10 protein-coding genes are annotated in these 13,237 nt (G+C 62.0%); 3 read left to right on the forward strand and 7 right to left on the reverse strand.

Annotated elements, in window-relative coordinates; genetic code table 11:
• Positions 1 to 62: 62 nt before the first annotated feature.
• Genes H7E91_RS01395 through glpA form a run of 3 tightly spaced genes read right to left on the reverse strand, consistent with a single transcriptional unit; the run spans position 63 to position 4,176 of the window.
• Entirely contained in the window at positions 63 to 1,355 is a 1,293-nt protein-coding gene (locus H7E91_RS01395; RefSeq protein ID WP_182353264.1) for an anaerobic glycerol-3-phosphate dehydrogenase subunit C, read from the reverse strand.
• Positions 1,352 to 2,602 carry a glycerol-3-phosphate dehydrogenase subunit GlpB gene (gene glpB / locus H7E91_RS01400; protein WP_182353265.1) on the reverse strand — a complete coding sequence of 417 codons (1,251 nt, stop codon included), beginning with the start codon at positions 2,600 to 2,602 and terminating at the stop codon, positions 1,352 to 1,354. Before glpB ends, H7E91_RS01395 begins: the two co-directional genes overlap by 4 nt.
• A complete protein-coding gene (gene glpA / locus H7E91_RS01405) occupies positions 2,599 to 4,176 on the reverse strand; it encodes an anaerobic glycerol-3-phosphate dehydrogenase subunit GlpA (protein WP_182353266.1) in 1,578 nt (525 codons plus the stop codon). Before glpA ends, glpB begins: the two co-directional genes overlap by 4 nt.
• 373 nt (positions 4,177 to 4,549) lie before the next feature.
• Between glpA and lysS the strand changes: the two genes are divergently transcribed.
• Positions 4,550 to 6,025 carry a lysine--tRNA ligase gene (gene lysS, locus H7E91_RS01410; RefSeq protein ID WP_182353343.1) on the forward strand — a complete coding sequence of 492 codons (1,476 nt, stop codon included), beginning with the start codon at positions 4,550 to 4,552 and terminating at the stop codon, positions 6,023 to 6,025.
• A gap of 91 nt (positions 6,026 to 6,116) precedes the next feature.
• Here lysS and H7E91_RS01415 read toward each other — a convergent pair whose 3' ends face one another.
• A complete protein-coding gene (locus tag H7E91_RS01415; protein WP_182353267.1) occupies positions 6,117 to 7,985 on the reverse strand; it encodes a potassium transporter Kup in 1,869 nt (622 codons plus the stop codon).
• 206 nt (positions 7,986 to 8,191) lie between these two features.
• On the opposite strand from H7E91_RS01415, the gene H7E91_RS01420 reads away from it, so the two are divergent.
• Positions 8,192 to 9,232 (forward strand): zinc-binding dehydrogenase, encoded by a 1,041-nt coding sequence (locus tag H7E91_RS01420; RefSeq protein ID WP_182353268.1) that lies wholly within the window; start codon positions 8,192 to 8,194, stop codon positions 9,230 to 9,232.
• 45 nt (positions 9,233 to 9,277) lie between these two features.
• On the opposite strand, the gene H7E91_RS01425 is transcribed toward H7E91_RS01420, so the two are convergent.
• From H7E91_RS01425 to H7E91_RS01435, 3 genes are read right to left on the reverse strand one after another with little or no spacing between them, the layout of a single operon-like run.
• Positions 9,278 to 9,940 (reverse strand): uridine kinase family protein, encoded by a 663-nt coding sequence (locus tag H7E91_RS01425; RefSeq protein ID WP_338401695.1) that lies wholly within the window; start codon positions 9,938 to 9,940, stop codon positions 9,278 to 9,280.
• A gap of 17 nt (positions 9,941 to 9,957) precedes the next feature.
• The gene (locus H7E91_RS01430; protein WP_182353269.1) at positions 9,958 to 10,797 is read right to left on the reverse strand and encodes an SMP-30/gluconolactonase/LRE family protein; all 840 of its coding nucleotides are present in this window, start codon (positions 10,795 to 10,797) and stop codon (positions 9,958 to 9,960) included.
• On the reverse strand, positions 10,794 to 11,630 hold the full coding sequence (locus H7E91_RS01435) for an HAD-IIB family hydrolase (protein ID WP_182353270.1): 837 nt from the start codon (positions 11,628 to 11,630) through the stop codon (positions 10,794 to 10,796). The genes H7E91_RS01430 and H7E91_RS01435 overlap by 4 nt, the downstream gene beginning before the upstream one ends.
• Before the next feature lie 556 nt (positions 11,631 to 12,186).
• On the opposite strand from H7E91_RS01435, the gene H7E91_RS01440 reads away from it, so the two are divergent.
• A complete protein-coding gene (locus H7E91_RS01440; protein WP_182353271.1) occupies positions 12,187 to 13,206 on the forward strand; it encodes a DUF7973 family transport facilitator in 1,020 nt (339 codons plus the stop codon).
• Positions 13,207 to 13,237 lie beyond the last annotated feature (31 nt).

The raw sequence follows: 13,237 nt of genomic DNA on the forward strand, positions 1-13,237 counted from the left end.
TAGTGATCCCGCTAACAAAAGGTGAGGGCCCGAAGCACTGCTTCGGGCCCTCACCTTCTGTGTCAGTGCTTGGCGTTGGGATCGTAGAGATCGTTCGACAGACCGAGGGCGTAGTGGATGAGGTTGACCGGGTGGACAACCTTCGCACCTGACCCCTTGCGGATCTGCCACCGGCACGTCTCGGTCTCACAGACCGCGAGCTGCGGACTCCATGCCTTGATCTTGTCGAACAGAGGCTGGCCGACCAGCTGAGCGATGTCGTACTTCTCGGCCTTAAGGCCGTACGTTCCCGCGATGCCACAGCAGTTCTCGCCCGATTCCTTGACGGTGAGGCCTGGAATCGTCTCGAGAAGGGTAATCGTGGGAATGCCCATGCCCTGAGACTTCACCTGGCACGGCTGGTGGTAGGTGACCGAGTCGTTGATTTCGCGGAACTTCGCGGGGTCAAGGACACCAATTTCGATCTGCTCGATAAGGAACTCAGCGGTCTCCCTCATCCGCGTGCCAACATCAAGTAGCGCCGGGTCGTCGACACCCATGATGAGGTGTGCCTCGTGCTTGAGCATGCCTGCACACGAGCCGGAAGAGGAGATGATCGTCAGGTCGCGGCCGGCCGAACGGAGTGCGTTCGACAGGTTAATGACCGACTTCTTCGCCTCATCGAACAACCCGTTCGACTGCTGGGCGAGGCCGCAGCACCCCTGCTTGGGAACGATGACCTCGTAGCCGAGATGCTCGAGAACCTCGACCGTGCGCTTCGACGTCTCGACCTCGAAATAGGCGCCAGCGCAGCCGTGGAAGAACACGACCGGGCCGAGCGGGCTATTCGTCGGCTTCTCCCGCTTCTTCCACCAGCCCATAAATGACTGAGACGTCGCTACAGGCATGGGGGCGTCGCGGTGGATCTTGATCGTCTTCTCGACGATTGTGCGGATCGGCTTCTGGTTGAGCGCCCAGTTCGCGATCGGGGCAACCGGCGTCATCGCCATACCCATGAGTTTGGTCTGAGTGATGAGGCGGTCGCGGATCGGCATCTTGCCGGGCTGATCCTTCAAGACCGCGCGGGCCTGAGAGTTGAGCTCAGCGATCTTCACGCCCTGCGGGCAGGCGTACGTGCAGATGCCGCAGGACGAGCAGTAGTCGAGCGAGTGGTCGACTGACTCGCCGTGTCGGAAGCGCTCAGCCTGCGGGCCGACGTACTTCGGACCCGGGAAGAGATCGGTTACTCGAGCGACCGGGCACTGCGTCTCACAGATCGTACATTTGACGCAGTGATCGAGCGATGCCCTGGCGACCTGGTCAGCAGCGAATTGCAGCGGACTCTCGTGTGTGTTTGCCAATGCGTCGATGCTCATTTGGAACCTCCAAGGATTGCGTCGGTAGCCGCCATCGCGGAACCGAGCGCGATGCCTTCACCGTTCTTCTCAGCCCACCGGATCGCACCCGCGAGGATGCCGCCGACGGCGTGCAGGTTAGCGTAGACCGGTTCGCCTGTGGCGTCCAGCACACGCATGTCGGAATCGACCTTGACGCCGACACGGAACATCGGCTGCGGGTCACCCCAGTAGTCGCCGTGCGTCGGTTCCGGAATATCGGTGCCGACGAGGGGCAGATTGAAGATTGTCTCCGACATGACGCCGTACGAATCAAGTTCCAATGCGCCGGATTCGAAGCCACCGGTTGCGAGGACGACATCATCGGTTTCGATGACCTTGTCGTGGCCCGCGGCGGCGACCGTGACTGAGACAATCCGGCCGTTCTCAGCGGTGCCAGCAGTGACCGGTGAACCGAGGATGAGCTTGACGCGCTTCTCCTTCGCCATGTCTGTGAGGAGCTGGTTGATCCTCATGCCAGGTACTCCGGGCGGAGGGATGGGGATCTCGAAGATCGGAGCACCGATGAGATCCTGCAGATCACGCCATGCGTCGTGGTTGTTGAGACCGAGCATGGCCGGCAAACCGACCGTCTCGCCTTCCTTGACGAGCGGCTTGATCTGGGCGGCGAACTGCTTGCGATATTCGGGGCTGTCGAGGGCCTGAGCGTAGCGCAGAGCTGACGAATCGGCTTCTGAACCGCGGGCCGGGATGGAGAACGAGCCGGGGCGCGCCTCCAACTTGCCACCACCGGGCAGATCCGTTCGGGCAAGGTTGCCAGCGATGAGCTGCGGGTAGAAATCTTTCAGCTGGCGGGGGCCAGCGATGAGGAACTTCTTGCCTTCTTCGCAGGCACCGTTCGCCATCGACGGCTGGACATAGGCCGTGGGGCGCATGGCGCCCACAGCTGTTGGAAGGAGGACGTTCTTCTCGACGGAGCCTTCGAGCAGCCCGCCTACAAGGCTCGCGAGGTAGTCAGCGCCTGCGCGGACTGCGTCGGCGCCGATTGGGGCGTATGGATGTCCCGGGTCGGAGGACGCGACCTTCTCGACTTCAGCGATCGGATTGTCCACCCGGTCGGGGCCGTAACCGAACACGTCGACCGTGCCCTGGCCAAGCTGGAGCCCGCCAATACCCTTCGTCACGAGCGTGACGTCCTGGCCCGCATCCTTCAGACGGATCGCGGCGACAAGACCGGCGATGCCGGCACCGATGACGACGGTTTTCATACGTGAGCCTCCTCGGCCTTTTCGGGCAGATGGTCCATGTCGAGTGTGCCCTGGAAAATCCAGTTATCGAGGGCAGTCTGTCGGACCTGATCGCCGTAGAGGATCGTCCACAGTCCGATCCATCGATTCTTCAGGAACTTGCGCAGGAGCGCGGTGACGCGTTCGACGTCGGCCTTGCCGTTCTCCTGCATGATTCCGGCGGCGCGAACAGAGCAGAAGCCGCCCTGGCACGGGCCCATGCCGAGGCGCAACTGCCGTCGGAGATCGTCGAAGGATGCCATCGGTTGCTCGTCGATGAGCTCCTCGAGCTGGCTGCGAGTCATGAGTTCACACTCGCAGACGATTTGTTCCTTGCGGAGGCTCTTCTCGGCCTCTGCAAGACGATGTGTGACGTGGTAGTTCTTGTGATCCTTCGAGCCGGGCACAGCCTCGGTCTCGGTGCGGCACGGCCGGTCGTCGCCGAGCTGCTCGACCATGACATCGACAATGTTCTTCGCCATGAGCCGGTAGGTGGTGAGCTTGCCGCCAGCGATCGTGAGCAGACCGTCGAGGCCGTCGCGCGACTGGTGGTCGATGATCGACATACCGCGAGACATGTGGCGGGTGTCCGTCAACGCAACACGACTGTCCTTGACGAGCGGGCGTGCGCCAGACCAGGCGTGGATGGCGCGTGATTGGCGGAAGCCGGGAATGAGAACTTCGCCAGCGTCCAGCATCTGCTGGACTTCATCGCGTGGGATTGCGAGGTGGTCGGGGTCATCGACCTTGACGTCCGTCGTGCCGATGATGCACACCGTGTGGACGGGGACGAGGATGTCGCCATCGGAGGGGTAAATGCAACGGTTGACCACCTGATTGACGAGGCGGTGGTTCATCGCGATCATAATGCCGCGGCCGGGGACGACGTCGACGTCGGGGCAGTCTGCCATGTGGGCAATGTGGCCGGCCCAGGGACCACCAGCGTTGATGACGAACGAGCAATCGATCTGGATCTCTTCGCCCGTCTTGTGATCGGTGGCGCGGATGCCGAGGACCTTGTCGCCGTCACGGATAATATCCGTGACCTCGTGGTAGGTGAGGATCTGGGCGCCGTACTCCTCGGCGGAGCGCGCCGCGCCCCACACCATCTGCCAGCCGTCGACCGTGCCGTCCTTGACCGCGAAGGCGCGCTTCGACTTCGGGTTGAGGCGGGGCTCGCGCCGCAGCGCCTCGGCGATCGTGATCTCCTCGTGCGGGACACCGGTCGCCTGCGCGCCCTTCAGCCAGTCATCGGCGAAGTCGAGCGGGTCATCGGGTCCGACGACGAAGAGGCCGCCGGTCGTCTCGACCGCATCCGCATGGATGCGCTCGATGATGTCGTTCTCCTCCGCGCACTCGGTCGCCGAGTGGGGATCGGACACGACGTAGCGTCCGCCGGAATGGAGGAGGCCGTGGTAACGGCCGGTCGTGCCCTGGCCGAGGTCGGCACGATCAACGAGGATCGTGCGGTACCCGCGCATCGCGACATCACGAACGACGCCAGCTCCCGTAGAACCGCCGCCGATGACGACGACGTCTGTTTCTAACTTTTTCATCTGGGCTCCCTCAGAATGGTAAAGAGTGCCAATGGTGAACAGCATCATTGGTGACGCTTACAGATTACCTATGGACTGCGTTTCATTTGGGACTTATGGGACCCATTCTGCCGATGTGCACGGCGGCGCACGGTGTTGCGCACCGAGTTGCACGAAACCGCCATATCTCGCCGATTTACGCAAGGAGTGTGGTTCGAAAATCGTCCTGACGTGGGTCGCAGATGCGGACGACGACCAATGGCTCTTCCCGCCCCGGCTGTTGGGCGCTATGGCGAGCAGTCGCACACTCTTCGTTATGCCTGGCCGCAAAGACCACTAGTAGACTGGCCCAGTGACTGAGTTTGAGCAGAGTGAAACGACCGCATCCGAGCAGATGGCAGTGCGCGCCGCAAAGCGCATGAAGATGATCTCGGATGGGATCGACCCCTACCCGGCCGAGCTTCCCGTGACGACGACAATCGCGAAGGTTCGCGAGGAACACGAGGGCCTAGAACCGGGCTCGGAGCTCGACACGATGGTTGGCATCGCTGGCCGAGTCATGCTCCTACGTACCTCCGGCAAGCTATTCTTCGCCACCCTCCAAGACGGTCCGGGCCACCGAATCCAGGTCATGCTGTCTCAGAAAGTCGTCGGCGAGGAGGAGATGGCCCAATTTAAGGCACTCGTTGACCTTGGGGATCACATCTTCGTCTCCGGCCACGTTGGCACGTCACGTCGCGGCGAGCTCTCGGTGTTCGCACATGAGTGGGGTATGGCATCGAAGGCTTTGCGCCCTCTTCCGAAGACGTACACGAAGGAAGATGGTGAGGAGGTCGGCCTTTCGGAGGAGAACCGCGTCCGTATGCGGCACCTCGACCTCATCATGCGCCCGGCGGCGCGGGACATGATTCGGGTTCGCTCTCAGGTCATGAAGTCCCTGCGGGCGAACTTCGATGAGCGGGGCTATATCGAGATCGAGACGCCCACGCTGCAGCCTCTGCACGGTGGGGCAGCGGCCCGGCCCTTTACGACCCACATCAACGCCTATGACGAGGACCTCTACCTTCGCATCGCGACAGAGCTTTATCTCAAGCGAGCGGTTGTCGGCGGTGTCGACAAAGTGTTCGAGATCGGCAAGAACTTCCGCAACGAGGGTGCGGACTCCACCCATTCCCCGGAGTTCACGGCGCTCGAGGCGTACCAGGCGTACGGAACCTACGACACGATGGCGGAGCTCACTCGTCACCTGGTCCAGCGGGCCGCGATGGACGCCTTTGGCTCAACTCTCGTCACTCTCGCGGACGGCACCGAGTACGAACTGGGCGGGGAATGGACCGAGCTCGATCTTTACGAGTCAGTCTCTGGGGCTCTCGGCGAGGAGATCCGCGTCGACACCCCGCGGGATGAGCTGGAAAAGATTGCTGAACAGCACGATATCTCCGTCCCGCCCTACGCCGTCGCGGGGAAGATCGTCGAGGATCTCTGGGAGGAGCTCGTCGGTGACAAGCTGTGGGCTCCAACGTTCCTGCGCGACTTCCCGGTCGATACGTCGCCGCTGACGAGGGCGCACAGGACGAAGCCGGGCCTCACCGAAAAGTGGGATCTCTACATTCGCGGCGTCGAGACAGCAACCGCGTACTCGGAACTCGCTGACCCCGTTATCCAGCGCGAGCGCCTGATCGCCCAGTCGCTCGCCGCAGCCGACGGTGACCCTGAAGCGATGCAGCTCGATGAGGACTTCATCCAAGCGATGGAGCAGGGCTTTCCGCCCGCCGGCGGCATGGGTATGGGAATCGACCGTCTTCTCCAGGCACTCACCGGACTCGGTATCCGCGAGACAATTGCGTTCCCGTTCGTCCGCCGCCGCTGACCTCCCGAGTGCGTCCTCAGTGAGGACTGCACCTCGGACTGACGCGGCATGAGAGGACTCAGCAGGGTCTCTCCCGCGCTGTCGCACCACCTCACAGGTCGGCACTGATCCCGATGACAAGAGTGCGATGCTTCGGCAGTCTGAAGCGGCTCGCCGGTCTTGCTGAGGCCCGATAGAGGGCCACGAAGAGCGCTCTCTGCCAGCCGGGCATGAGGCCGGCTCCCGCCGGCGTAAACACGGCCTCGCTGGTGACGTACCACGGGTTTTCGGCGGGAGGTAGAAGATGCTGAACGGCGGCTTCGGCCAGAGCGGCGGGAATGTCGACCTCGTCCTTGAACCCATAGCGCACGCTTAGATCGTCATATCGGACGGGGTAAGTCGAGCGGAACGTTGTCCGTGCTGTTAACTGCTCTTTGACGGGCACGTGGGGTTGGTGGAGCGTCTCGACCGAGACGATGACGATCCGTTCATGGATGGCGCGATAGGACTTTGCGGCTGCGAGGAGCGCCTTTGAGGTTGTGCCGTGGTCAACGTGCGGGTAGACCGCCGTGCCAGGTACGACCGTGAAACCGGGGGTCCGCAAGAAACGGTCCCGATCCTCGACGAGCGTTGCGTATTGGGCATTGAGAAGCCGGCGACCCTTCCGCCACACAACCATGACAGTGCCGAGTACGGCGGCAATGAGGAGCGGGATCCAGCCGCCCGCAACGATCTTGATGAGGCCTGAGCCGAAGAAAACCAGCTCGACAGAGAAGGCTGTGGCAACGAAAGCGGCGACCTGCCACATCGGCCAGCGCCGCACCGTGCGGACGTAGGCAATGAAGAGAAGCGATGTGAGGACAAGCGTCGAGGTCACCGCTAGCCCGTAGGCGTTCGCGAGCGCCGAAGAGGATTGGAAGACGAGGATGAGGGTGAGGACTCCGATGAGGAGGAGCCTGTTGACTGTTGGCAGATAGATCTGACCGCGGACCCACCTCGATGTATGGATGGCGTGGATATGGGGCAAATAGCCGAGATGTTCGGCCTGCCGGGTCATCGAGAAAATTCCGGAAATGACGGCCTGGGACGCGATGATGGCGGCGCAGGAGGCAAGGATGACGAGAGGCAGCCGCGCCCAGTCTGGACCCACCTCAAAGAACGGGTTCTCCACCTGGTCGGGATTCCCCAGTAGCAGCGCGCCCTGACCTAAGTAGTTGATCGTCAGACAGGGCAAGACGACGGCGAACCACGCGAGACGGATCGGTCGCGGGCCGAAGTGGCCCATGTCCGCGTACAGCGCCTCAGCGCCCGTGACGACGAGAACGATGGCGCCGAGCGCGAAGAAGGCCGCGACGGGATAGTGGACGATAAAAAGCAGTCCGGTGTGCGGAAGCAGTGCAGTGATGATCGAGGGGTTCGCGGCGATATGCGGTACTCCGAGGGCTGCGAGGGTGAGAAACCAGGCAAGCATGGCCGGACCGAACAGAGCGCCGACGCTGCCGGTGCCGAGTCGTTGGACCGAGAAAAGCCCGACAACGACGAGGGCGGAGAGAGGGACAACGAGGCGATCGAAGGAAGGATCGATTCCGGCTAGGCCCTCGGTGGCTGACATGACAGAGATAGCGGGAGTAATGATGCCGTCGCCATAGAAGAGGCCCGCGCCGAGGATCGCCGCGCCTACGGCGAACGGGGCGAACCTTTGGGCGCCATCTTTGATGACGAGGGCGGACAGCGCAATGATCCCGCCGTCCCCGTCGTTGTCGACAGACAGGAGAAGAGAAATGTATTTGATGGCGACGATCGTGATGAGTGACCAGAACACGAGAGAGATGATGCCGGTGATCGCATCAGCCGATCGGGGGATGACGTCGTGGGACAGAACCGCATGCATAGCGTAGAGCGGGGAGGTGCCGATGTCGCCGAAAACGACGCCGAGAGCACCGAGCGCCAGCGGCGCGTCGACCCGCACGGGGGTTGTCATGGATGGAAATATACGCCTCCAAAAACGCGGAGAACATATCCTGGCGATGTGATCTGAGAGCATCTTTGCCATCCGGGTGACCTGCCTGGAGGGTACCGTCATCCGCAGTCACGCCCGGGCCTTTCCGCACTCCAACGCGACGGATTTTTCCGCTTTCGAGGTAGGATCACAGCATCAGATCACCGCGGATTCACGAGGAGTTTCCTATGCGCGCAGCAGTACTGGTCGGTCCTAACCAGCTAGAGATGCAGGACGTCCCAACTCCCAAGGCAGGGCCGGGCGAACTCGTGCTCCGTGTCGGGGCGAACACCGTCTGTGGTACAGACGGAAGGATCTTGCGCGGCGAGAAGACCGCCGGTGTCCGCCAGGGCGTCATCATGGGCCACGAGTTCTCCGGCTACGTTCACGAGATCGGCGAGGGAGTCGAGGGCTACAGGGAGGGAGACCTCGTCGGCGTCATGCCGACCGTGCCCTGTCTGCGTTGCTACTACTGCATCAACCATCTCGAACATGTCTGCATCAACGCCAAACTGTTCGGTTACTGGATCGACGGTGGGCTCGCGGAATACGTGCTCGTTAGCGCCGAGGCGATTGAGCGCGGCGCCATCGTGGTTGCCGATCCCAGCGCGGACCCTGCCGAGATCGCGCTCGCGGAGCCGCTCGGATGCGTGCTCAACGGCGTCGACAACTACGGGATCGACATCGGCGACACGGTTCTCATCATCGGGGCGGGCCCTATCGGTCTGCTTCATACGATGGTGGCGAAGCAGATGGGAGCGTCGCAAATCATCGTCGTTAACCGCTCCGCAGGCCGCCTTGAGGTCGCGAAGGAGGTAGGCGCCACGCACACGGCGCTCACCGGCGACGTTGACGTTCCCGAGTTCGTCAAAGATCTGACAGGCGGCCTCGGTGCGAATGTTGCCGTCCAGTGTATTGGCGTTCTCGACCTTTTTCAGACCGCTCTTCAATCCGTCCGAAACGGCGGCCGCGTCAACGCCTTCGCAGGGTTCCCCAAGGGGCAGATGGCGAGCATCGACCCGAACCTCATTCACTACAACGAACTCACGGTCACGGGCGGCTCGAATATGGGGCGCAACAACTACCGGCGCGCAGTCCAGCTCATTGGAGACGGCTCGATCAACGTCGGCGCCCTGTTGACGGAGCCTTTCGCACTCGAGGATGCTGCGGAAGCGATTGCGCATGCGAGCGCCGGAAAGGGCATCAAGACTGCCGTTATCCCCGGCTGATCTCGTAGCGTGACGATGGCCTCGCATTCGCGGGGCCATCGTGTCTTATTGATCGGTATAACGCTGCTTTGCAAGCATCTGAGTTAGCGCCTCGTGGGCTTCGACGATGCTGACGCAACGGGCGCCCTTTGCTTCGAGCCTGCGGTACATCTCCGGCTCGTTAATGGCATGCGAAATGCCGCGGCGCAATAGCGTCGGCGTTGATTTCCGGCCCTCGTCGAGGTCTCTCATGAGACGGAACCAGAAGGTCTGCAGCCGCGGGCGCGAAATGCAGAGAGCATCGGCGAGGATTCCCTCACGTTCGGCCGATTCGACAAGCTCTGCGGCAAAGATGCCCTCGGCGAGGAAAAGCCTCGAACCCTGCAGGTCGAGTTTGCGCTCGCCCACCTTCGAATTTGACGGGATGTCATAAATCGGCAGGATCGACTCTCCGACGGTCGCGAGCTCTACGAGCGTCTGCATCGCAGCGTCATGGTTCCAGCAGGCCGGAGAGTCCCAGTCGATAATTCCATGTCTCCGTGGAAGACCGGGATGGGTGTCATCGAAATAGAAATCGTCGAGTGCGACAACGGGTAGGCCCGTCCGATTCGTGAACCGTGTCTTACCTGAGCCCGAAGGGCCGGTCACGAGGATCACGCGGGCGAACGGGCGGCGTTCGTCGGGAGGGAGCTCGAAAAGGCCGTCACCGCCGGTCAGATTGATCGTCACGATCTCACGATAGTCCGTCACCCGCCGTACTCGGCAATGGGCATACCCGGCACATCGACGTGTGCGGCGAAGAGCGCGCCCGCCTCTGGTTCGGGATCATCGAGGTTCTCGCGAGAGGTCGTGATGTAGAGGGTGCGGAAGTCGGGACCGCCGAGCGTGCAGGCGGTGACAAGCCGCACTGGTAGGTCAATCTCGGCCAGCACCTCCGCGTCCGGGGAGTACAGGCGCACCTTGCCATGCCTGTTCATCGCCACCCACACATTGCCCGCGGAGTCGACAGTGAGACCATCGGGGCTTGCCCCATCAGAATCTGCGAACGGTCTGCGGTTGATGAGGCGCTGGTCGATGACATCGAAGACGTCGGTGCGGCGTAGCTTTGTGTCGTTGTAGTAGGCACGAGTGCCATCTGGGGAGAAATCGATACCGTTCGACGTCGTGACATGGGGGAGGATCTTCTCGCGCTCACCGCTGGGGCTCACGCGGAACAGCGTGGCTGCGCCTTCCTTCCGGTCGTATGCCATCGACCCGCAGTAGAGATTGCCCCACGGGTCGCAACCCCCCTCGTTAAAGCGGAGATTGGTGTCGCTCCAGAAGCTCGGCTCCGGCACGGGGTCTGAAAATGCCGATGTGGCAAGCCCAATCGTGTTTTCCAAGCCGACGACGTAGCCGCCGCGCGAGCGGGGCCGCACAAAAGCTGCGACCTTACCGACGTGAAGACGATCGACCTCGCCCTGAGCGTTGAGGGTCAGTAGGTCGCCCGCGAGCATGTCGACCCAGCGGATGCCGCCCCACGAACGATGCCAGCATGGACCTTCGCCGTGATAGGCGACGGGGTCGGTGATCTGTTCGGCCTTCATCTGGTCCTCCTTAGGATGGTCGTGATGAGAGTAGCGACAGGGTGGTCGACTGATGGTAGGACGGCATCGACGACGTCGATGAGATCCTGCGGCGAGTCTGGTGCAGCCAGGGAGATGCCCATTTTGGGAAGCCAGGGCGTGTCATTGCCTGAATCCCCGACACCGAGCCCCGACTCGGCCGCCAGACCTCGTCGGTCAAGCGCGGTCTCGATGCCCTCCCACTTCGTGATGCCGTCCGGCGGCAACTCGAGGATGTACGGATGGCCTCGCAGGACCCCGGGGAACTCCTCTGCGACACGCGCATGGAACCGATCAATGATCGGGATATCGGCCGCGAACTGGACCTTCGTCACGTGCGTGAGATCGAGATCCTCGAGATTGGCCATGTGAATCGGGCGGCCCTCATTCGCATTAAGTGACACCTCGGGGATGACAAGGTCCTCAACCGTGTCCATATAGATATCGTCAACGAAGTACACCGCAGGCGTCATACCGAGGGAGCGGCCGAGAGAAATGAAGTTCTCAACGGTTTCGCGGGGCAGGGGATGCTCGTCGACGACGTCATTGCCGTCCCACACAACGCCGCCACAGTTGGCGATGACCCAGCCATCGACTCCCGCGCGCTCGAGTAACCGAACGCCTGCGGACAGAATGCGTCCGGTTGCGACGGTGATCGGGTATCCGGCGTCGTGTGCGGCGCGAAGTGCCTCAAGCGTCGGCGGATGAGTGACCGACTCATGGTCGGTCAGCGTGCCGTCCACATCGAAGACGAAGTGTTCAGGCCGGTCCTGCGGCCACGGCAGATTGTCGAGGTCAAGAATCGGGGTGCTCACAGCACCACTGTAGTTGACCTGCGGATTCGGAGCGCGGACAGGGCATCTGTCCGAGACTCGTACTGAGAAGGATTGCAGTGTAGCGGCGGCATCGCGCGCATAGGTGCACCGATGAGACACTGATGCGGAATTTAACATGAATAGTGTTAATCTCTCTGGTGACGGTGAGACCGTTACATCGGTGTATCGGTTCTTGAGGCAAAGGCGCACGAAAGGGGTCCCGCATTGATCATTGACTATGATCTCTCAGCTGAGAGCACACGTCATGCGAACAGAGCGGACATCCCCAGCTTCTCAGACGGAGAAAGGTGGGGTAACGCACCTGCGCGGCCCGAATCCTCTTCATCATTGGAAGGCCCGCTCACGCGGGCGTCGCGGAGCGCCTTTTCCCTTGAGCATGATCGCCGTCGTATAACTGGGTTGGGCGGTCATCACCGTCCGCTCATCCAATTCAAAACGCTGCACGATCTCCCCGCCAAGGACGGCGGACGATCCCGCATCTCCCTGTCAGGGATGCGCGGCGTACTCAGCCCCACAACGTAAAGAGGAATTCAACGTGGAAATTGATCTCTTATGGCTCATCGCCTCGTTCGGCGGCGGCGCCTTCGGCGCAGCCATCGGCGGCCAGACAGCCTTTATCTTCACCGGTCTGCTGTACCTGATTGGTCTCGGCGCCTACATGGGCGGCGTTGACGCAGGCTGGTTCATGGGTTCAGTCGTCTTCGGCCCCGTTTTCGGCCCGCATATCGCCTTCCTTGGCGGTGCGGCAGCTGCTGCTTACGGCGCCAAGCGTGGCGTCATGGCGGGCGGAGCAAACGGCCGTGACATTGTCACGCCCCTAGCCGGCATCGGCCGGTCCGACGTTCTCGTAGTCGGCGGCGTCTTCGGCATGGCCGGATACGTCTTCAACCAGGCTATGGCCGCTCTCCCAACCTTCTCGGTCAGCAACCCGGACCTCCAGTTCGGCAATGAGGCGATCGGCTGGACCGACACCGTTGCGTTTACCATCGTCGTCTTGTCGATTGTTGTGCGCTTCATGTTCGGTTCGACGGGTCTCTTCTCGACCAAGGATCACCCGCTTCTCGCCGTCGGCGAGGGCAAGCACTGGGTTGAGCACCAGGAAGGCTGGGGCGTCACCTCGATGCACGGCTTCACCTCGGGTCTCATGTCGGCCTTTGCCACGCTCGTCATCGTCGTCGGAGCTTACGACGTCTCCGGAGGCACCATCCAGAACCATGCATGGCTGGTCGGCTGGGCCATCTCGGCGGTCACACTCGTCTTCCTCTCTGCAGGTATGAAGACCCCTGTTACGCACCATATGACGATTCTGGCCTCGCTTGCGGCGATCAAGTTCGTCCCGGTTCTTGCTGGCACGTCTGTTCCCGCCGAGTGGGACACGACGTCGCTCGCGATTGCTGCGCTCCTCGGCGCGGTCTTCGGCATCATCGGCGGTCTCCTCGGTGAGGCGCTGTCGCGTATGACGAACGCCAACGGCGACACCCACATTGACCCCCCGGCCTTCGCGATCTGGGTCGGCACGACCATCATCTTCGTGATCACCGCGATCATCGCTTAGGCACTGCCGGACATAACCACAACCAACCACA

Origin of the sequence: Flaviflexus huanghaiensis (assembly GCF_014118685.1) — a bacterium.
Taxonomy (GTDB): domain Bacteria; phylum Actinomycetota; class Actinomycetes; order Actinomycetales; family Actinomycetaceae; genus Flaviflexus; species Flaviflexus huanghaiensis.

Coding starts and splice junctions, on each gene's coding strand:
- H7E91_RS01395 (WP_182353264.1), bottom strand. CDS start 1,355: ATGAGCATCGACGCATTGGCAAACACACACGAGAGTCCGCTGCAATTC.
- H7E91_RS01420 (WP_182353268.1), top strand. CDS start 8,192: ATGCGCGCAGCAGTACTGGTCGGTCCTAACCAGCTAGAGATGCAGGAC.
- H7E91_RS01430 (WP_182353269.1), bottom strand. CDS start 10,797: ATGAAGGCCGAACAGATCACCGACCCCGTCGCCTATCACGGCGAAGGT.
- H7E91_RS01415 (WP_182353267.1), bottom strand. CDS start 7,985: ATGACAACCCCCGTGCGGGTCGACGCGCCGCTGGCGCTCGGTGCTCTC.
- lysS (WP_182353343.1), top strand. CDS start 4,550: ATGGCAGTGCGCGCCGCAAAGCGCATGAAGATGATCTCGGATGGGATC.
- glpA (WP_182353266.1), bottom strand. CDS start 4,176: ATGAAAAAGTTAGAAACAGACGTCGTCGTCATCGGCGGCGGTTCTACG.
- glpB (WP_182353265.1), bottom strand. CDS start 2,602: ATGAAAACCGTCGTCATCGGTGCCGGCATCGCCGGTCTTGTCGCCGCG.